The 20,390-nt window shown below is 66.9% G+C and carries 17 protein-coding genes; 12 read left to right on the top strand and 5 right to left on the bottom strand.

Going from position 1 to position 20,390, the window contains the following annotated elements:
- The first annotated feature begins 168 nt into the window (after window positions 1–168).
- Complete coding sequence (gene pcrA, locus ASG64_RS03930) at window positions 169–2,607, top strand: DNA helicase PcrA (protein WP_056070189.1); 2,439 nt, start codon at window positions 169–171, stop codon at window positions 2,605–2,607.
- Between the two features lie 27 nt (window positions 2,608–2,634).
- Here the strand turns inward: pcrA and ASG64_RS03925 are convergent, their stop codons facing one another.
- Window positions 2,635–3,501, bottom strand: a complete 867-nt coding sequence (locus ASG64_RS03925) for a M23 family metallopeptidase (RefSeq protein ID WP_442971125.1) — start codon at window positions 3,499–3,501, stop codon at window positions 2,635–2,637.
- 514 nt (window positions 3,502–4,015) lie between these two features.
- On the opposite strand from ASG64_RS03925, the gene ASG64_RS03920 reads away from it, so the two are divergent.
- From ASG64_RS03920 to ASG64_RS03905, 4 genes are all read left to right on the top strand, one after another.
- Window positions 4,016–5,716, top strand: a complete 1,701-nt coding sequence (locus tag ASG64_RS03920; RefSeq protein WP_056070186.1) for a hypothetical protein — start codon at window positions 4,016–4,018, stop codon at window positions 5,714–5,716.
- Between the two features lie 137 nt (window positions 5,717–5,853).
- Window positions 5,854–7,017, top strand: a complete 1,164-nt coding sequence (gene sucC, locus ASG64_RS03915; protein ID WP_042575343.1) for an ADP-forming succinate--CoA ligase subunit beta — start codon at window positions 5,854–5,856, stop codon at window positions 7,015–7,017.
- Between the two features lie 14 nt (window positions 7,018–7,031).
- Window positions 7,032–7,934, top strand: coding sequence for a succinate--CoA ligase subunit alpha (gene sucD / locus ASG64_RS03910; protein WP_027504157.1), 903 nt, complete (start codon window positions 7,032–7,034; stop codon window positions 7,932–7,934).
- 90 nt (window positions 7,935–8,024) lie between these two features.
- Entirely contained in the window at window positions 8,025–9,032 is a 1,008-nt protein-coding gene (locus tag ASG64_RS03905; protein WP_056070175.1) for a zinc-binding alcohol dehydrogenase family protein, read from the top strand.
- 1 nt (window position 9,033) lies between these two features.
- Here the strand turns inward: ASG64_RS03905 and ASG64_RS03900 are convergent, their stop codons facing one another.
- Window positions 9,034–9,399: a VOC family protein gene (locus tag ASG64_RS03900; protein WP_056070173.1), complete on the bottom strand. Its 366-nt coding sequence runs from the start codon at window positions 9,397–9,399 to the stop codon at window positions 9,034–9,036.
- 94 nt (window positions 9,400–9,493) lie between these two features.
- Here ASG64_RS03900 and ASG64_RS03895 point away from each other — a divergent pair, with 94 nt between their 5' ends.
- Window positions 9,494–10,459 (top strand): helix-turn-helix transcriptional regulator, encoded by a 966-nt coding sequence (locus tag ASG64_RS03895; protein WP_056072644.1) that lies wholly within the window; start codon window positions 9,494–9,496, stop codon window positions 10,457–10,459.
- A gap of 143 nt (window positions 10,460–10,602) precedes the next feature.
- Window positions 10,603–11,973, top strand: a complete 1,371-nt coding sequence (locus ASG64_RS03890; RefSeq protein WP_156388249.1) for an HNH endonuclease signature motif containing protein — start codon at window positions 10,603–10,605, stop codon at window positions 11,971–11,973.
- 13 nt (window positions 11,974–11,986) lie between these two features.
- On the opposite strand, the gene ASG64_RS21440 is transcribed toward ASG64_RS03890, so the two are convergent.
- The 3 genes from ASG64_RS21440 to ASG64_RS03875 form a co-directional block, all read right to left on the bottom strand.
- Window positions 11,987–12,163: a hypothetical protein gene (locus tag ASG64_RS21440; RefSeq protein ID WP_156388248.1), complete on the bottom strand. Its 177-nt coding sequence runs from the start codon at window positions 12,161–12,163 to the stop codon at window positions 11,987–11,989.
- Between the two features lie 709 nt (window positions 12,164–12,872).
- Complete coding sequence (locus tag ASG64_RS03880; RefSeq protein ID WP_235579476.1) at window positions 12,873–13,754, bottom strand: hypothetical protein; 882 nt, start codon at window positions 13,752–13,754, stop codon at window positions 12,873–12,875.
- Between the two features lie 136 nt (window positions 13,755–13,890).
- A complete protein-coding gene (locus ASG64_RS03875; RefSeq protein WP_056070166.1) occupies window positions 13,891–14,412 on the bottom strand; it encodes a hypothetical protein in 522 nt (173 codons plus the stop codon).
- 198 nt (window positions 14,413–14,610) lie between these two features.
- Between ASG64_RS03875 and ASG64_RS03870 the strand changes: the two genes are divergently transcribed.
- The 5 genes from ASG64_RS03870 to purN all read left to right on the top strand — a co-directional run bounded on the left by ASG64_RS03870 (window position 14,611) and on the right by purN (window position 20,388).
- The gene (locus tag ASG64_RS03870; protein WP_056072637.1) at window positions 14,611–15,846 is read left to right on the top strand and encodes an acyl-CoA dehydrogenase family protein; all 1,236 of its coding nucleotides are present in this window, start codon (window positions 14,611–14,613) and stop codon (window positions 15,844–15,846) included.
- 38 nt (window positions 15,847–15,884) lie between these two features.
- Entirely contained in the window at window positions 15,885–17,009 is a 1,125-nt protein-coding gene (gene sfnG, locus ASG64_RS03865; RefSeq protein ID WP_056070163.1) for a dimethylsulfone monooxygenase SfnG, read from the top strand.
- A 78-nt stretch (window positions 17,010–17,087) separates the two neighbouring features.
- Window positions 17,088–18,197 carry a DUF5336 domain-containing protein gene (locus ASG64_RS21745; RefSeq protein WP_056070161.1) on the top strand — a complete coding sequence of 370 codons (1,110 nt, stop codon included), beginning with the start codon at window positions 17,088–17,090 and terminating at the stop codon, window positions 18,195–18,197.
- A gap of 55 nt (window positions 18,198–18,252) precedes the next feature.
- Window positions 18,253–19,671: a cell division protein PerM gene (locus ASG64_RS03855; protein WP_056070159.1), complete on the top strand. Its 1,419-nt coding sequence runs from the start codon at window positions 18,253–18,255 to the stop codon at window positions 19,669–19,671.
- A gap of 87 nt (window positions 19,672–19,758) precedes the next feature.
- Window positions 19,759–20,388: a phosphoribosylglycinamide formyltransferase gene (purN, locus tag ASG64_RS03850; RefSeq protein WP_056070157.1), complete on the top strand. Its 630-nt coding sequence runs from the start codon at window positions 19,759–19,761 to the stop codon at window positions 20,386–20,388.
- The last annotated feature ends 2 nt before the right edge of the window (window positions 20,389–20,390 follow it).

Here is a 20,390-nt window from a genome sequence, read left to right as displayed (position 1 = left end):
CCGTCGGTAAAGAACCAAAGGTCCCGTGCGCTGCGCCTCGACCGTGCATTCACGAGGTCCTGCGGGGCTCACCTCAGGGATTCGGTGCAGGCGTCCCGGGTGATGGTGCTGCCCGCCCTGCGATGTCGGTGTGGTTCTGTCGGGGTGCGCCGGTAACCTGGACGGACGATGAACACTCAGTCACCCGCGCGCGCCACTCGACCCTCCGACCAGCTTCTCGAGGGGCTCAACCCTCAGCAGCGGGAGGCGGTGATGCACTCCGGGTCGCCGTTGCTCATCGTCGCGGGAGCGGGGTCGGGCAAGACGGCGGTGCTGACGCGTCGGATCGCCTATCTGCTCGCGGAGAGAGATGTCACACCCGGCCAGATTCTCGCGATCACGTTCACCAACAAAGCTGCCGCAGAAATGCGGGAGCGCGTCGTGGGACTCGTCGGTCCGCGAGCCAATTTCATGTGGGTCAGTACATTCCACTCGAGTTGTGTCCGCATTCTTCGGAGCCAGGCTGCCCTGCTGCCGGGGCTCAACTCCAACTTCTCGATCTACGACGCGGACGATTCACGCCGTCTGCTGACGATGATTGGCAAGGACTTGCAGCTCGATCCCAAGAAGTTCTCGTCGAGGCTGCTCGCCACCCAGATCTCCAACCTGAAGAACGAGCTGATCGATCCGGATCAAGCCGTGTCCGACGCGGAGAAGGATCCGGCGGAGCTTCCGGCCATCATCGCCAAGGTGTACGGGCACTACCAGCAGCGCCTGCGCGCGGCCAACGCCTTCGACTTCGACGATCTGATCGGTGAGACCGTCGCGCTGCTGCAGAGTCATCCCGACGTCGCGGAGTACTACCGGCGCCGGTTCCGCCATGTCCTCGTCGACGAGTACCAGGACACCAACCACGCCCAGTACATGCTGGTGCGTGAGCTGGTGGGGACCGACTCGGAAGCGGGGGCCGTCCCGCCGAGCGAGCTGTGCGTGGTGGGTGACGCCGATCAGTCCATCTATGCGTTCCGCGGCGCCACGATCCGCAACATCGAGGAATTCGAACGCGACTATCCCGATGCCCGCACCATCCTGCTCGAGCAGAACTACCGCTCGACGCAGACGATCCTGGCTGCCGCCAACGCGGTGATCGCCCGCAACACCAACCGTCGTGACAAGCGGCTGTGGACCGACACCGGGGACGGCGATCCCATCATCGGCTACGTCGCCGACAACGAGCACGACGAAGCCAAGTTCGTCGCGTCGGAGATCGACCGACTTGTCGACGGCACGGACTACAAGTACTCCGACGTGGCGGTGTTCTACCGGACGAACAATTCGTCCCGTGCACTCGAGGAGATCTTCATCCGACTCGGCCTGCCGTACAAGGTCGTCGGCGGTGTCCGCTTCTACGAGCGCAAGGAAGTTCGGGACATCGTCGCGTACCTCAGGGTGCTGGCCAACCCCGACGACACGGTCAGCATGAGGCGCATCCTGAACACGCCGCGCCGCGGTATCGGTGACCGCGCCGAAGCGTGCGTCGCGGTCCATGCGGAGCGGAAGAACATCAGCTTCAACGCCGCGTTGCTCGATGCCGCCGCCGGCACCGTCTCGTTGCTCAACACGCGCGCGCAGAACGCGATCGCTTCGTTCATGGAGATGATCGACGAACTGCGCGCGACGATGACGGCCACCGACGCCGACGGCAACGACGTCGCGGACATCGGCGACATCGTCGAGGCAGTCCTCGACCGCACGCGGTACCGTGCCGAACTGGAAGCCAGCTCCGATCCCCAGGACGGCGCCAGGCTGGACAACCTGAACGAACTCGTCAGCGTCGCACGGGAATTCAGTGCCGACGCGCGCAATCTGCAGGGGCTCGAGGAGTCCGACATCAACGCCGATCTCGACGAGGACGACGGGCAGGACACCGACGGCATCGCCGAGCCCGGATCGCTCGCGGCCTTCCTCGAACGCGTGTCCCTCGTCGCCGACACGGACCAGATCCCGGACAACGGCGACGGCGTCGTCACGCTGATGACGCTGCACACCGCCAAGGGCCTCGAATTCCCGGTCGTGTTCGTCACCGGCTGGGAGGACGGTCAGTTCCCGCACATGCGTGCGCTGGGAGACCCTGCCGAACTGTCCGAGGAACGCCGCCTCGCCTATGTGGGGATCACGCGTGCCCGGCACCGCCTGTATCTGACGCGCGCCATCATGCGATCCGCGTGGGGTCAGCCGATCAACAACCCGGAATCCCGCTTCCTGCAGGAGGTTCCGCAGCATCTCATCGACTGGAAGCGCGAGGATCCCGGCGTCGGCAGCGGTGGATTCGGTTCCAGCGGCGGCACCGGGTCGTCGCGTCAGCGTGACTGGACGTCCAATCCGCGCGGCGGATGGTCCGGTGGCTCGTCACCCTCTGCGGCACCCACGCCGAGCTTCGGCAAGGCGCGGACCAACAACACCCTCGTGCTGGCTGTGGGTGACCGCGTGAGCCACGACAAGTACGGACTGGGCACGGTCGTGGAGTCGGAAGGGTCCGGTCAGCGTGCGATGGTGCTCATCGACTTCGGGACGTCCGGGCGCGTGAAGATGATGCTCATCGGCGGAGTGCCGATGACGAAGCTGTAGGACGAGGAAAGGGCCGGGCGCGAGAAGCTAGTCGCGCTCGGCGCCGAGGCTGATGCCGCGCGAGGCCAGCCACGGCAGCGGGTCGATCTTGCTGTCGCCCGCGAGATGAACTTCGAAGTGCAGGTGGGGTCCGGTGGACTGGCCACGGTTACCCATCTTCGCGATCTCGTCGCCGGCCATGACGGTCTGACCGACCTGGACCTCGGACGAGTCGATGTGTCCGTAGACGGTGATCGTGCCGTCGGCGTGCTGCAACCGGATCCAGAGACCGAAGCCGGCCGCGGGGCCGGAGTCGATGACGGTTCCGTCCGCCACTGCGTGGACGGGCGTGCCGATGGCGTTGGCGATGTCGACGCCGGCGTGCAGCGTTCCCCATCGTGAGCCGAAGCCGGAGGTGTAGGTGCCGATGGCGGGGAGAGCGAACAGGGGGCGCCGTGCGGCTGCCTCGCGAGCTTCGCGTTCCTCGCTGAACCGCTGTCCCTTGGCCAGCAACTCGGAGAACTGTCCGAGGTCGACCGGGGTGGCGATGTTGAGGATCTGGGGTGCCGCCGATGTGGACGGCGCGGTGACCGGTGCTCCGGTGGAGGTGGCCGTCGGAATGGAGTCGACATGGGACGTGTCGGTGACGATGCCGGCGGTCGACGCCGCGGGAACGGCGGCGATCGCTGCTGCGGGAGCTTGCCCTGCAGCCAGTGCGTACTCCGATGTCTCGGATCGCTCGGCCGGCTGCGCGTTGTCGACGGCTGCCTGGCCGGCTGCGACGACGGCACCGGCTGCGACGGCGACGACCGCCACGCGGCCCTTGAGGGCCGACGGGGGAGCGGGGATGCGGTGAGCTCCGGTGCGCTTGACGGCCGTCTCGTCGACGGTGGTCGCTGCAACCGGGGGAGTCACGAGGAACGTGGTGGCGGGAACCGAGCGCCGCTGACGCCGGTCGGCCTCGGACGAGGCGACGTAGGCAGGGGCACTGGCTGCGTAGTCGTCCGATTCGTGTGTGCGGTCCCACGGTGACGACGGAAGGTCGTCGGCAGCGCTGCCGAGGCTGACGATGTCCAGTGAACCGGTGTCGACGAGGTGCCCGTTGCCTGCAGCCGGGGTGAACACGGTGCGGTCGGCGGAGAAGCTGTTGTCTGCGGAGTCGTCTGCGACGAAGCGAGATCGTGTGAAGGGGGTGCGGTGGTGCTGCAAGACCTACCGTCCTCCTAATTCGTGACCTGCCCGTGATGTGGAACCTCGTGGACGGTAACGAAACGGTTGCGGGCGGCGCAAGCCAAACGGGACCTGGCCACTGATTTGTGAGGTGGCTCACAGTTTGTCCTGGCGAAACTCGAGGAAGTGTCCCGACGACGAAGCGGCGCGGATGTCCATCGAGCTGTGATCGGGCCGAGACCCGTTACCGTCGATCATCGTGACACAGCCGACACAGTTCGTATCCCGTGCGCGGGTCACGGTCCCCGTCGCCCTCACCGCGATCGCGGCTGCCGCGGTATCGCTCGCGCCCGTGATCGGGGTCGTGAGAAGTTCCGACGGCAGTGCAGTCGGTGGGCCCGGCACCGCGGCCGCGCTCGCATCGGCGCTCGTGTGGATCCTGGTCGCCATCGTCGCGCTGTTCGCGCTCGCCCGAGGCAGAACCCTCCTTGCCGGGGCAGTGGTCACCGCTGTGGGTGCCATGTCGTTGGGCATGGCGGTCGCCGACCTCCAACTCTTCGTGTCCGCGATCGATGCGGATCGGCTCGAATTGTTCCGTCCGGTCACTGCCGCCGAGTTGTCACCCGGTCCGGGCTCGGTCGCGGTCGTCCTCGGCCATCTCGTGGTCGTCGCCGCGGGCGTCCTCGCCATGGTCGCGGCATCGAGGTCGGACGACGCTCCGTTCGACGACGGCCGGCCGGCATCTGCCTCCGCAGTGGCACTGGGTATCGCCGGCGCGTTGGCCGTCGCCGCGTCGTTCGTGCTGCCGTCCTTCGTCAGCAGCGATCCGGTGTTCCTGGCTCCTGCGTTGGTGGCCGGTCCGATTCTTCTTGCCGTCGGCGGCGCCCTGTGTGCGGTGACAGCGCTGGTGGCGTGCGCGGTGGCGCTGACATCGTCGAGTCGTGAGGTCGCGGCCGGGGTTCTGGCCGGGACGGCACTGGCCGCCGCGTCCGTCGCCCTGGTGCGGGTGGTCGGTGCGGGCGGCGCCGGTGATCGCATCGGCATCGCTCCGGGCCCGGTGGTGGGCGTCGTGGGTGTTCTCGCCCTGGCCCTGGCGGCGCTCGTCGTCGCGCGATCCGGCGGGGCGGTCGAATCCGCTGCGCCACGGGCCGCTCGTACTGCTGGCAGTACGTCACGCCGACACATGATCGCCGGGGCGGCGACCGTCCTCACGGGCCTGGTCCTGGGTGCGAGCGCGCTGCTGCCGCTGCTCACCGCCCCAGACGGACGTCAGCCCGCCGTGGCCGGCGAGCGACCGGTACTGCTGTTCGCTCTGGTGACCGTCGTCGTCGGCGTGGTGCTGTTCTTCTCCGAGTTCGCCTCGGCTGTGCGGCCGGCCGCGGCGCTGATCGTCCTCGGCCACATCGCCCTCTCCTTCGCGGTGCTGCAGGCCGTCGTGTTGGGAGTCGGCATCGACGGAGTGGGCATCGGGTCCGGCGGATGGTTGCTTCTCCTCGGCGTCGCGACGGGTGTGCTCGCCGTGATCGCGATCGGGGTAGCGGGCGCCTCGGAGCGTGACGGTGTCGACACGAGCGACCTGGACCCCGCAGCTCGCGGGGTGGCCGTGGCAGCGGGTATCGCCGCAGCCGTGTCCGTCGTCGGGCTGCTTCTCCCCGTGTACGACATCGACGGTGACACCGCCGGGTGGATCGGTTCGCTGCCCTGGGGGTGGGACGTGTGGGGCCGACTGACGCTGGCCGTCGCGGTGGGCGTCGCCGCCGTGATCGCGACGCGGGCGCGACCGGCACGTGGCGCGGCACTCGAGGTTGGAGCCGGAATCGCCCTGGCCGCGGTCGTATGCAGCGCGCTCGTCGGCGATGCGGACGCGGCGATCACCCCCTCGTCGGGTGCGCTCGTGTGCGGGGTCGGCGCTGTGGCGTCCGCGCTGGTAGGCGGCCTGCTGTTTCGTACTGGTGAGTAGGTCCGATCGGCGACCGGTGATCTGAACCACAAGATGTACGGGGCGCCGATATCGACATATCGGGGAAAGTTACAGTCGCAAGTCGGACCCGCTCCTACCCCTCGAGCGGGCGTCAACGCAGACGAGATGGTGAGCTGATGGATCTCTTCGAATACCAGGCGAAGGAACTCTTCGCCAAGCACGAGGTTCCGACGTCGGCGGGACGTGTCACCGACACGGTTGCCGGTGCACGACAGATTGCCGAAGAAATCGGCAAGCCCGTCATGGTCAAGGCCCAGGTGAAGGTCGGCGGCCGCGGCAAGGCCGGCGGCGTGAAGTACTCCAAGGACGTCGCCGAGGCCGAGGCGAACGCGGAAGCGATCCTCGGACTCGACATCAAGGGCCACGTCGTCAAGAAGCTTCTCGTCGCAGAAGCCAGCGACATCGCGGAGGAGTACTACATCTCCTTCCTGCTCGACCGCACGAACCGCACCTACCTCGCAATGTGTTCTGTCGAGGGTGGTGTCGAGATCGAGGTGACCGCCGAGGAGAACCCCGACGCGCTCGCCCGCATCCCCGTCGACGCCGTCAAGGGTGTCGACCTCGCCTTCGCGCGCCAGATCGCCGAAGCCGGCAAGCTCCCCGCCGAGGTGCTCGACGCCGCGGCCAACACGATCCAGAAGCTGTGGGAAGTCTTCATCAACGAAGACGCCCTCCTCGTCGAGGTGAACCCGCTGGTTCGTACCCCGAACGACGAGATCCTCGCTCTCGACGGCAAGGTCACGCTGGACGCCAACGCGGACTTCCGTCAAAAGGGCCACGCCGAGTTCGAGGACGCCGACGCGGCGGACCCACTCGAAGCGAAGGCCAAGGAGAACGACCTCAACTACGTCAAGCTCGACGGACAGGTCGGCATCATCGGAAACGGTGCCGGACTGGTCATGTCGACCCTCGACGTCGTCGCCTACGCCGGTGAGGCGCACGGCGGAGTCAAGCCCGCCAACTTCCTCGACATCGGCGGCGGCGCCTCGGCCGAGGTCATGGCCGCAGGCCTCGACGTCATCCTCGGCGACGAGCAGGTCAAGAGCGTGTTCGTCAACGTCTTCGGCGGAATCACCTCGTGCGACGCGGTTGCCAACGGCATCGTCGGCGCTCTGAAGACGCTGGGCGACACCGCCTCCAAGCCGCTGGTCGTCCGCCTGGACGGCAACAAGGTCGAAGAAGGCCGGAAGATTCTCGCCGATGCTGCGCACCCGTTGGTGACACTGGCCGAGACCATGGACGAAGGCGCCGACAAGGCCGCCGAGCTGGCTGCGAAGTAGAGGGCACCGAAACTATGTCTATTTTCCTGAACAAGAACAACAAGGTCATCGTCCAGGGCATCACCGGCGGCGAGGGTACGAAGCACACCGCCCTGATGCTCAAGGCCGGCACCCAGGTCGTCGGCGGCGTCAACGCTCGCAAGGCCGGAACCACGGTCAAGCACACCGCAGCCGACGGTTCCGACGTCGAGCTGCCCGTGTTCGCCAGCGTTGCCGAGGCCATGGAGAAGACCGGAGCCGACGTGTCCATCGCGTTCGTGCCGCCGGCATTCTCCAAGGACGCCATCGTCGAGGCCATCGACGCCGAGATCCCGCTGCTCGTCGTCATCACCGAGGGAATCCCGGTGCAGGACAGCGCGTACGCGTGGGCCTACAACGTCGAGAAGGGCAAGAAGACCCGCATCATCGGGCCGAACTGCCCCGGCATCATCACCCCCGGCGAGGCTCTGGTCGGCATCACGCCCGCCAACATCGCCGGCAAGGGACCCATCGGCCTCGTCTCGAAGTCGGGCACCCTGACCTACCAGATGATGTTCGAGCTTCGTGACTTCGGTTTCTCCACCGCCATCGGCATCGGCGGCGACCCGGTCATCGGCACCACGCACATCGACGCCATCGAGGCGTTCGAGAACGATCCCGACACCGAGATCATCGTCATGATCGGTGAGATCGGTGGCGACGCCGAAGAGCGTGCGGCCGACTACATCAAGGCGCACGTCACCAAGCCCGTCGTCGGATACGTCGCCGGCTTCACCGCTCCCGAGGGCAAGACCATGGGCCACGCCGGCGCCATCGTCTCCGGCTCGCTGGGAACGGCGCAGGCCAAGAAGGACGCCCTCGAGGCGGCCGGTGTGAAGGTCGGCAAGACTCCGTCCGAGACCGCTGCCCTCGCGCGCGAGATCCTCGAGAAGAAGTAGTCACTCTTTCTTCTCTCGCACGAGGGAGGCCGGTTTCCCGCACGGGAACCCTGCCTCCCTCGTGTCGTTCCCGGGGACTACCGTCGAGGTATGAGCATTCCCGCGACTCACTCTGCCATCGTCTCCACGGAACCCGGCTCCGTCGACGCCGACTCGTCGTTCGTGCAGATCGAGCGAGAGACTCCCTCTCCCACCGGTTTCGACATCCTCGTGCGTGTCGACGCGGTCTCCGTCAATCCGGTGGACACGAAGGTTCGTACCTCCTTCGACTCGTCGGACGGCCCGAAGATCCTCGGCTTCGACGCCGTCGGTGAGGTCGTCGCGGTAGGTTCCGACGCTCAGGTGTACGTGCCGGGCGATCGAGTGTTCTACGCAGGATCCATCGCTCGGGACGGCAGCAACGCCGAGTACCAGCTCGTCGACGAGCGGATCGTCGGCCATGCGCCGTCGTCACTGTCCGCCGCGGATGCCGCGGCCGTGCCGCTGACCGCCATCACGGCATGGGAATCGTTGTTCGTCCGGCTCGGACTCGGAAAGGACAGCACCGGAACACTTCTCGTGGTGGGAGCCGCCGGCGGTACCGGCTCGATGATCATCCAGCTCGCCCGGGCACTGACCTCGCTCACCGTCGTGGCCGCGGCATCACGCGGCGAATCCCGCGACTGGGCAACGGAGATGGGCGCACATCACGTCGTGGATCGGCACTCGCTCGTGGACGAGGTCGGTGCCCTGGCGCCGGACGGCGTCGAGTACGTGTTCTCCCCGTTCTCCGAGGGCAACGTCGAGACCTATGCGGCGGTCATGGCGGTGCACGGGCAGGTCGTCGCGATCGACGATCCGGTCGGCCTCGACCTGACGCCGCTGAAGTCGAAAAGCCAGACCTGGCACTGGGAACTGATGTTCACGGTGCCGTTGTCATTGCCCGAGAGCACATCTCAGCGCGCCATCCTCGACGAGATCTCGCGCCTCATCGACGACGGGACGTTGCGAAGCACCCGCACCACCACCCTGTCGCCTCTCGACGTGGACACCCTGCGGGATGCGCACCGGCGGGTGGAAAGCGGCGGCACCATCGGCAAGGTGGTCGTCGTTCGGTAGATCAGTCGACCGGGGAGACCCGGACGAGGTTGCCGTCGGGGTCGGAGACCACGAACGTGCGGCCGAAGACAGCGTCATGCGGCTTTTCGACGACACGGACTCCCTTCGAGACCCAGTTCGCGAAGACCTCGTCGACGGCCGACGCCGACCCGGGCACCATCAGTCCGACCTCGGTCGTGCGCGGGGTGTCCGGGACCATGTGGTCGCCGTAGCCGGTCCACAGCGCGAACAAGACGCCGGGAGCTACCTGGAAAGCGACATAGCGGGGACTGGTGAAGGCCGGTTCGATATCGAACAGATCGCTGTAGAAGCTGGTAGCGGCCTCGGCGTCGCGGACGCCGATCAAGAACAGGTTCGGTGCGGGCATGGAGCGCTCCTCGGTTCGGTGAATTCTCGGTACCGCCACAGTTCACCGACTTATCACGACAGAACCTGTCACCTTTTCTGTGAAGATCGGACGCATGAAGGCTTCCCGGTTGCTGCATCTCTTGTTGTTACTGCAGACCCGCCAGCGCACCACCACAACCGAGCTCGCCGCGCGACTGGAAGTATCGCGCCGGACGGTGCTGCGGGACGTCGAGGCCCTGTCGGCAGCAGGAGTGCCTGTGTATGCCGAACGTGGCCGCAGCGGTGGAATCGTCCTGCTCCCCGGTGCGCGGCTCAACGCATCCCATCTGGAACCGCCGGAGTTGGAAGCCCTCTCCTTGGCGGGTCTGGACAGCGCGCAACGTGAGCGCATGGGCGTGTCGGCGATGTGGGAGTCGGCAGCACGCAAGATCGCCGCCCGCCAGGCCGCGACACCCACGGGCACGAGCCCGCTGCGACTGGCGGACCTCGTGCTGGTGGACAGCGCCCCGTGGTTCGCCGATTCGGAAACAGCGGTCGACGTCGCCGATCTGGCATCGGCCCTGCAGCACCGCCGCCGACTGCGAATCCGATACCGGCGTAGCGCCGAGAGTGAAGCCTCGACGCGTGTGGTCGACCCGTACGGGATCGTGGCAAAGTCCGGCCGCTGGTATCTCGTCGCCGACTACCGAGGAGATGGCCGGCTGTTCGCTCTGGACCGACTCTCGGCCTTCGAACTACTCGACGCGCCAGTCTCTCTCCCACCTGACGAAACCCTCCGAACCAGATGGGCCGCATTGAAGGAACGCACCGAGGGGCGAGGTCGTGTCAGCGTGACCTTTCGACTGCCGGAAGACCGTCTCGACCTTGCGCGGCGCATCCTCGGCAAACGCATCCACGACGTATCCGATCCGAAAAAAGGAACATGCACCGTCGTCGCCGGCTACCCCGACATCGAGTCGGTGCGTCAACTGCTCCAGTTCGGCGACCACATCGAAATCCTCGCCCCGGAGGCAGCCCGCGTACGCATCAGCCAGCTCGCGAGAGTCCTGGCCGAAAGGCACTCGGCCTCATCCAGTTGACCGCCGATCGACATGCCGCGAGCTGGAGCGCACCCGACTGCGTGACCCGACTGCGTGACCCGAAAGTATGTCGGTGGGTTGGGTTACTGTGTGGTCAGGTCGTCGGGGGGCGGCCTGATCGGGCATCACCGGGGGGTGAATTCGTGTACGACGCAACAGTTTCCGTCGATGTGTTGGTGTCGGCGAAGGTCGACGCCCAGGCTTCGTTCGCTCGTACCGTCGCCGCGTCGTGCTCCTACGTTCACGAGGAGTCGCGGCGCCCCGCGGTGCTCGGGCCCGGTGGGGTGTTCGACGCCGATGCCGCCGAGGCGTGCGCGGTGGCGGAGGTCGCGTCGGCATTGTCGGTGTCCACGGGCACGGTCACCGAGTGGCTGTTCCTGACCCGTACCGCTCGTCCGGCGGTGCAGGAAGCGTTCACTGCGGGCAGGTTGGCGTACGCGGCGTTTCGCACGGTGTGCCGATCCCTTGCCGGGGTTCCGAATGCAACCGAAGCATTACTGCAACGGGTGATCGCTGCCGCATCGCGGTGCACCCCGGGTGCGGTGGCGGCGGCGATCGACCGGATCCTCGCCGACTTCGACGCGGAGTGGCACCGGGTCGTCCGGGAGCGGGCTGCGCTGGAGCGGGCGGCGACGGTGCGGAAACTCCCTCGGGGTCAGGCGGAGCTGATAATTCGTGGTCCGGCGGAGAAGGTCGCCGGGATGTGGCGGAACATCGCTGCTGCTGCTGCGCGTGGGGTGACCGATCCGAGTTCGTTGCCGGCGCGGTTGTTCGACGCCGCGCACGCTCTCTTGACCGGAGCTGTATCGGGCGCACCGGCCAACCATGCGGTCATCGTTCTCGACGCTGCGACGGCGGCGGGGTTGGCGGGGGAACCCGGTCACCTCGTCGGGTGGGGACCTGTTCCGGCTGATGTGGCCCGGAGAATTGCCGAAGATGCGACGTGGCAAGCACTCATCACCGCCGCGCAGGACAGCGAACACCACCCACCAGACCCGGAGCACGATCCACCGGTTCCGGTCGACGGCAGGGAAGTTCGCCGCACCCGCCGCATGCCAGCAGGCTGGACCCCGACCACGGGGAAACTGGGAAGCACGAAAGCCAGGAAGGTGAGAGAGCAGGTCGAGTACCTCCGCACGCTCCCACCATCAGCGTTGGACCGTGCCGTCGACAACCCCGACGGCCACGGGGGTTTCGTCGCGCCTCCGGACGGGGCGCTGACCTACCGGCCGTCGGAGGCAGTCGCGGCGGTGGTGACAGCGCTGTATTCGACGTGCGTCCATCCGGGATGCGCCGTACCGAGCGAGGACTGCGACCTCGACCACGTCGTCCCGTTCGACCACACGGACCCACAGAGGGGCGGCTGGACCGTCACCGGCAACCTCGAACCCCTCTGCCGCCGACACCACGGATTGAAAACCCGCAGACAATGGCACTACCGCATGCTCCGCGACGGCATCGTCCACATCCGCGACTCCAACGGCAACGACTACCTCACCGCACCCGGCGAATGAGCGGGGGCGACTGTCAGGCGACCGAGTGCGTGAGCGTTCCGGTGTAGGTGCCGGACAGCAGCGTGGACGGCAAGGGCAGAGACACCGTGTAGTTCCAGTTGGTGAGACACGCCAGAGTGGACACAAGACCGGCGGGAGACTTCTTCACTTCTCGGGGCGTCGAGTCGAGCGCGACGGTGGTGGCCGGCATGGGGCTCAACCCCAAGCAGCTCGACTGGGCCGCGCTGTACGAGCCGTCGGTGACGGTGTAGGCGGACCTGACTGGTTGCGTGATGGCTAACGGACTGAGAGTCACCGTCGCAACCCAGGATCCGAGGCCACTCGTGATCGACGCGTTCCCGGCGCCGACCCACGTAGTGCCGGGCGATGGGGTCGCGGGACCGGACAAAGTCACGGTGCCAAGGGTGATTCCGATACCGGCTGCAGACACCGCGGCCCGCTGCCGAGGGGCGGTTGTCGACGGGGTGCTAGAGGTTGTCGTGGTGAGATCGACGGTCGCGACCGCGTCCGTGGTCGTCGGCAGAACAGTGGTCGTCGGCGTACCGGTAGTCGTCACAGCAGTGGTCGTCGAAGCAGCAGCAGAAGTCGTCATAGCAGTGGTCGTCACAGCAGTGGTCGTCGTAGCAGCAGTACTCGTCGGAACAGCGGTAGTTGTCGGAACAGCAAGAGTTGTCGTGATCGGAGGAGCAGTGGTCGTCGTGACGGTCGGGTCGGTGGTGACCGGTAGGCACGTCGGCGCGGGTGTGGTCGTGACGACCACGACAGGAGTTTCCTCGGGTGTCGTCGTCACGATCGAGCAGGGGTCCACGTCCTGCGCCCCGGCCGTCGGCGCAGCAATCGATGTTGCCGCAGTGAGGATCACGAGAGCTATGAGCGTCGGTGCGTACCGGGCAGTCATGTCAGGTGCTCGTCCGCGCCCTGCTCCGCAGGACGAGAGTCAGCGCAACAGCGAGAGCGACGACTACCGCCGCCACCACGATCCAGATCCACACCGGCGTCCCGCCGCTCGACGCCGATACTTGTTGCGCGTCAGCGGTGCCCGAATCGGGGAATGTCACTTGCCCGCTTCCGTCCCGGCTCACGCGGCCACTCGTCACGGTGACGCCGGCGGTCCAGGGACCCGCGGGGAGAGCGGCGTCGAGCGCGACGGTCACCGTTCCGCTCGTACCGGGCGCGATGGAACCTCCGGATCCGGTTGCCGGGGCAGCACTGATACCGCCCGGGCCGCCGGACAGTGTCACTGTCGCCGACGGGTCGAGGGCCCGCCCGCCGGTGTTGTCGACGCCGATGGTGACTTCCGGCGCGCCCGTCGTCGACCGGCCGGCGGTCACGGTGGTCACAGAGAAGTCTTCCGGCGGGCCGTTCCCGGCTCCCACGGACAGGTAGGCGCGGATGCCGACCCGCGACACCGTCGAGATTCCGCCGGAACCGGGTGCGCCATTCACCTCTGCCCAGACGACGGCGTACCGCTCCGCCTCGGTCGCGTCCGACGGGACCGAGATGGACACGAGTCCCTCGGTGGAGCCGCCCGACGGTACGACCACCTCGGACGGCGTCACCGTCATCCAGGACGTCAGTTCGTTCACGGCAGCACCGTCCTCGAAGACGAAACCGTCCGCTCCTGCGATGTCGGCCGCGCCCGCATACATGCGGACGGTGGCCTCTGCGCCGGTGTCGTTGGTGACTTCGAACTTTCTGTCGATCAGAGTTCCCGGTGGCAGATTGTCGACGATGTACGACAGCGCCCGAGGATCACCTTCGAGGGCTACCGGCGCTTCCAACAATCGAATGCTGATACCCGTCGATCCGTCCAATGGAGGTTGCGCAACGGCAGGAATGGCCGATGACACGCTGACGCCGAATAAAAGAAGGAGGAAAACCGATATCGACCGTCGCGTCAGCAGAACGGTCGTTTTGTCACGCAACCGAGTGGGTGATCACGCCCGAGTACGAACCCGAGGTGCGATTGGTCGGCAGAGCGATCGACAGGGTGGGTGACCACGTCGCGGTGTTCGTTCCCACGACTGCAGTGGCGACCTGTGCACTTCGTGCGGTGGCCAGGGTGCCCGGCAGCCCGGGGGTCACGACGGCAATGCCGGTGAACGAGGCCAGGTTGCCCGTGTACGTCACCTGATCTGCGGCGATCGACGTGGTTCCGGCTCCTGTGCCGTTGGTGAACGCGGTGCTGGATGCGGTTGCTGTCCACCCGGAGATGCCGCGTCGATCATCGGTGACCTTGACCCCGGTGATGGAACCCGTTGCGGTGTCGAGGAGTGCGTTCTCCGTGAGTGCCGCGCTGCCGGGGGCTGTGATCGCGATACCCCCCGCCGTGATGGAGAACGTCACCGTCGTGTCGGCTGCCGACGCCGTTCCGGGAAATACAACGGCACCGAGTACGACACCAGCGGCTGCTGCACCGGCGAGAACGGACTTCTTCATGACGTGTCCTAAGAAAAAGGCGGTTCTCGCCGCCACCATTTGTGGAAGGTCACCGTACCTCCGGGTCTGAACTATTGATACCACTTGACGATAAAAGGTTTGAACGTCGAAAACTGCTCTGGCCTCGGCGCAGAACCGTTCGAATCACCCAGAGTGCAACGGTGGTTCCGCCGCGAGGTGGACGGTTCACTTCCCGTCATGACGATCACTGACAATCGCCCCGCCGGCGCCGCCACCGAACCGCGCTGGACCACCGTCCCCACCACCTCCGCCGAGTGGATTGAGCGAGCACACGAGGTCGCCGCAATCCTGGCTGTCGACGCCGTCGCACGCGACCGGGCAACCGAAGCGCCTCATGCCGAGGTGACGTTGCTCAAGGAGTCCGGTCTGGTGACGATTCTCGGTCCCACCGAGTTCGGAGGCGGCGGACAGACGTGGGAGACCGCCTACCAGGTCATTCGCGCGGTAGCTGGCGCCGACGGTTCCATCGGCCAGCTTCTCGGCTACCACCTGCTGTGGTTCTGGGCGGCACGGCTGGTCGGGACGAAGGAGCAGATCGCTGCCGTCGAGCAGGCTGCCACCGAGAACACCTGGTTCTTCGGCGGTGCTGTCAACCCGCGTGACAATGACGTGGAGATCACCGACGAGGGTGACTCGATCGTCTACCACGGCGCCAAGACGTTCTCCACGGGCAGCCGAGTGTCCGACGTGACCGTCCTCGAAGGTGTTCTCGCGGGTACCGATACCCACGTGTTCGCGATCGTGCCGTCCGACTCGGACGGCCTGACCTTCCACGACGACTGGGACAACATCGGCCAGCGTCGCACCGAAAGCGGCAGTGTCACCATCGATCACGTGCGTACCGACTGGAGCTCGGCTGCCGGCTTCCGGGACAAGGCCTTCGAGCCGCGTGTCTACAACACGCTGAACGTTCCGATCATCCAGCTCGTGTTCGTGAACTTCTACCTCGGTATCGCCCGCGGCGCCCTCGACACCGCCGCCGACTACACCCGCACCACGACCCGGGCCTGGTTGCACAGCACTGTCGACAACGCGCTCGACGAGCCGTACATCATCGACCTCTACGGTGATCTGACCGCGAAGCTCTGGGCTGCAGAGGCTCTCGCCGATGCGGTGGCGGCGGAGCAGCAGCGGATCCACGACAATGCCTGGACCGTCACCGAGCACGAGCGGGGCGAGCACGAGGTTCGCGTGGCCGCGGCGAAGGCGCGAGCGACCGAGGTCGCGCTCGAGATCACCTCCGGCATCTTCGAAGGACTCGGCGCACGCGCGACGGCGTCCAGCCACGGCTTCGACCGGTTCTGGCGCAACGTGCGCACGCACACCCTCCACGACCCGGTCGCCTACAAGCGTCGCGAGGTGGGACGCCACGTCCTCAGCGGTGAGCTTCCGCAGCCCACCTGGTATTCCTGAAACTATCTGCCGCGCACCATCATCGAACCGAGGAATGCATGAGTACCGAGAGAATTTCCGACGAGATCAAGTTCGCCTACTGGGTGCCCAACGTCAGTGGCGGGCTGGTCACCAGTGACATCGAGCAGCGCACCAGCTGGGAGTTCGAATACAACAAGAAGCTCGCGCGAACGGCGGAGAACAACGGCTTCGAGTACGCACTGAGTCAGGTCCGGTACGAGGCCAGCTACGGCGCCGAATTCCAGCACGAGTCCACGAGCTTCAGCCTCGCACTGCTTCTCGCGACCGAACGCCTCAAGGTGATCGCCGCGGTACACCCCGGGCTGTGGCAGCCGGCAGTCCTGGCGAAACTCGGTGCGACCGCGGACCATCTGTCCAACGGCCGATTCGCCGTCAACGTCGTGAGTGGATGGTTCAAGGACGAGTTCACCCACCTCGGTGAGCCGTGGCTCGAACACGACGAGCGGTACCGTCGAAGCGCCGAGTTCCTGCAGGTCCTGCGCAAGATCTGGACCGAGGACGACGTCGACTTCCGTGGCGACTTCTACCGCATCCACGACTTCACGTTGAAGCCCAAGCCGCTGAACACGCCCGAGCGCCCGAACCCGGAACTGTTCCAGGGCGGCAATTCGGCTGCGGCACAGGAAAACGCGGGCAAGTACTCCGACTGGTACTTCTCCAACGGCAAGGACTTCGACGGAGTCACCGGCCAGCTCGACAACATCCGTACCGTCGCGCGTGCGCACCAGCGGGAAGTGAAGTTCGGACTCAACGGCTTCGTGATCGCACGCGACAGCGAGAAGGAAGCACGCGACACGCTTCGCGAAATCATCGAGAAGGCCAACAAGCCTGCTGTGGAGGGGTTCCGAGGTGCAGTGCAGCAGGCGGGCAACTCGACCGCCGACAAGCAGGGCATGTGGGCGGACTCGACCTTCGAGGACCTGGTGCAGTACAACGACGGCTTCAAGACGCAGCTGATCGGCACCCCGGAGCAGGTGGCTACTCGCATCGTCGATTACCGCGACCGTGGCGTCGACTTGATCCTGGGCGGCTTCCTGCACTTCCAGGAGGAGATCGAGTACTTCGGGGAGAAGGTTCTGCCCCTCGTCCGCGAGATCGAGGCGTCGCGGTCGAAGGACCGGGAGCCTGTCGGGGTGTCCTGAGACTCGGTCGATCGGCCGATCCCACCGTCCGTACTGTGAAGGGTCGAACGCGAAGAGAACCGAGGAAGAGGAATCGAGATGACCTTCTCACCCGAGGGAACCGACCCCCGCATGCAGTCGGCGGAGGCGGGCGGCGACAGCACCACGGACCGATCGGGCCTTGTCGCTCCCGCTCCCGAGTCGACGGATCCGACGTCGGGAGACACGGAATCGTCGACGAACGAGCGCGTCGCCGCGAGAACGAAGCAGGTAGGCCGAATCGCCTCGTATGTCGTCATCGGCACGGGCGTGCTGGCCTTCCTTCTCGGCCTGTCCGCGCAGTTCGCGCTCGGTGGGGATTCCTCGAACTTCTTCGAGCGTGAACTCGGGGACCCCACCGCCGTCGCGCTGTTGCTGCTCGCGGCGCTGGTCACCGCCGGGGGACTGCTACCCAAGCAGAAGGCCTCCGCGGTCCTGGTGGCAGCGCTGTCCGTGACCGCGCTGTTCACGCTGATCTTCCAGCTGTTCAACCGGGGCGCCGCCTTCACGGCGTTCGGTGACGCGGTGCGTGTCGGGGTCGGAATCGGGTCGATCCTGGTTCTGATTCTCGCGGTACTGCAGGTCGTGGCGTCGGTCGGCTCGTTGCTGATCGAGTCCGGTGTCGTCACGGTGCCGGCGCCGCGTGAAGCTCGTCCCGCCCAGCCGTTCGGACAGCCGCAGGGCTACAACCAGCCCCAGGGTTACGGCCAGCAGGGATACGGACAGCAGCCCTACGGCCAGCCGCAACCGGGTGCGTACTCCCAGCAGGGCTACGGCCAGCCCCAGGGGTACAACCAGCCGCAGGGGTACGGCCAGCCCCAGGGGTACGGCCAGCCCCAGGGGTACGGACAGCCGCAGGGATACGGCCAGCCCTACGGTCAGCAGGGCTACGGCCAGCCACAGGGATACGGATCTCCCTACGGTGCGCCGACCGAGCGGTACGGACAGCCTGTCGGTTCCGCGCCCGTGAACACCGCACCCGCGCACGCAGCGCCACAGACAGATTCAGCGCCCCGGACCGATCCAGCGCCCCAGACCGATCCATCACCGCAGGCGCCGCCGAGCGACCAGGGTCAGTCCGACGATCGAGCACAGTCCGAGCCCGACGGCGCCGCACCCGAGGCCACGCGAGCCCTCGACTTCGGTCAGCGCCCGGACGACCGCACCTGATCGGTTCGGCGCGCCTCGGTCCGGAGGTCGGTGTCCGGTGAGAACCTGATCGGTGATGACGTCTCTCCTCGACCGCGAACCTCACGCGCACGGCCGTTTCGGGCCGAGTCCCGACGAGGCCCGGATGCTGCTGCAGGTGGCATTCCGGCCCGTCGGTACGTTGCTGGCCCTTGTCACGGCCGTCGTGCTGGTGACGCTCGTATCCGCCAACAGTGATCTCACCGGCACGTTCGGTGCTCTGGCCGCCGTCTGGCTCGCGGTGCACCAGGTCCCTCTGGGCATCGCCGGTGCCACGCTGTCCGTACTTCCGCTGCTCGCCACGGCGCTCCTGGTGCGTGCCGTAGCGACCATCGTGGCCAAGTCGGTCGACGAGTCGTCGACCCGCCGCGACATCGCATGGGTAGTCGGCGCAGGTCTCGCGGGCCCGCTCGCCATGTCCGCGGTGATGCTCGCAATGATTCACGACGCGTCCACGGTCATCGCTCTGAGCACGCCCGACGCGCTCGCGACGTTCGGCTGGGTGCTCCTCGTGCACGGCATCGGCGTGCTGATCGGATGCATCCGCGGCACCTGGCCGTCGGTGATCCGTCTGGTCGACCTTCCGCCGTGGCTGGCAGCGTCGTTCGCGCCGGCAGCGCGCGCAGCCGCTGTGCTGCTCGCCGGTGGAAGCGTGCTGGTGGTGGCGTCGCTCGTCATGTCGACGTCCACCCTCGGCACACTGATCGACTCGGGCGGCGGCATCGGGGGAGCGCTGGGGCTCACGGCAGTGTCCGTGCTCTACCTGCCCAACGTCGTCGTCGCGGCCGCTGCCGTCGTGACCGGCTCGGCAGCCCATGTCGGGGCGGCCACGGTGTCCCTGTTCGACACCGTCGGCGGCGAGATGCCGGCAGTACCGGTGCTGGCCGTCATGCCGGAGTCGGCGGCGCAGGCCTGGTGGCCGGTCATGCTCGTCGTTCCGGCCCTGGCCGCCGCCGTTCTCGGCCGAGCTGCGGCTCGTGCGACCACGTCCCTGGGCGACGCGCTGCGCTCCGCGGCCGCGGCGTCCGTTCTCGTCAGCGTCGGGTGTGTCGTCGTCGGGGTGCTCGCGGGCGGAACCGTGGGGACGTTCGGTCATCTCGGCCTCGACGCCCCGCTGTTCGGCGTGACGGCCTTCGCGTGGAGCGTCGTCGTCGGCACCGGTGTCGCCGCCGTGGTCGCCTACCGGATGCGTCGCCACGACGAACACGGCTGGGACCGTGACCACGATGACGATGACCACGAAACCGGCTCGGATGCGGTCACCCTGGCAGAGCCGGCCGCACTGACCGCCGCACCGGCTGTCGCCGAGGACTCCGCGGACATCGTCGACGCAGAAGCAGACACTCCCGAAACCCCCGCTGCTCCCGAGACCCCCGCTGCTCCCGACAGCTCCGAGTCAGCGGACGACGTCGTGGACGCCGAAATAGTCGAGCTGCCGACCGACGGCAAAGCCTGAGGAGCCGAGCCCGCTCGAGGCTCCGACAAGCGGCGGTCTAGGCTTCATCCCGTCCACGACCCGCTCGATCAGCCGAGGAGAAGCACGCTGTCTGCCCCGCGTTCGACGTCCACGCGGGACCTCCCGGCTCGTGTCGTCGTTCTCGCGTCGGGAATCGGTTCTCTGCTCCGCTCGCTCGTGGACGCCGCGTCGTCCTCCGAATACCCCGCCGACGTCGTCGCTGTCGTGGTCGACCGCCCGTGCGGCGCGGAATCGGTCGGCGTGCCGTGCAGCCGGATCGCGCCGGCCGACTACGACGACCGTGGTGCATGGGACGTCGCTCTGGCCGATGCGGTCGCCGTCCATGAACCGGACCTCGTCGTCAGTGCGGGCTTCATGCGCATCCTCGGGCCCGCGTTCCTCTCCCGCTTCGGCGGTCGCGTCGTGAACACACACCCGGCGCTGTTGCCGTCGTTCCCCGGTGCGCACGCCGTCGCCGACGCTCTGGCGCACGGCGTCAAGGTCGCCGGGTCCACCGTGCACCTGGTGGACGACGGCGTCGACACCGGACCCATTCTGGCGCAGGAAGCAGTGCCGGTGCTCGACGGCGACGACGAAGAGTCGCTGCACGAGCGCATCAAGATCGTCGAACGACGGCTGCTGATCGATGTGGTCGCAGCCGTCGCCGCACGTGGAGTCATCACCGATGGACGAAAGGCTCAGATCCCCAGTGAATAGCC

Origin of the sequence: Rhodococcus sp. Leaf247 (genome assembly GCF_001426185.1) — a bacterium.
In the GTDB taxonomy this organism is placed as follows: Bacteria; Actinomycetota; Actinomycetes; order Mycobacteriales; family Mycobacteriaceae; genus Rhodococcoides.
The sequence above is the reverse complement of the archived record's forward strand: the minus strand, read 5'-3'. Positions and strand labels throughout refer to the sequence as shown.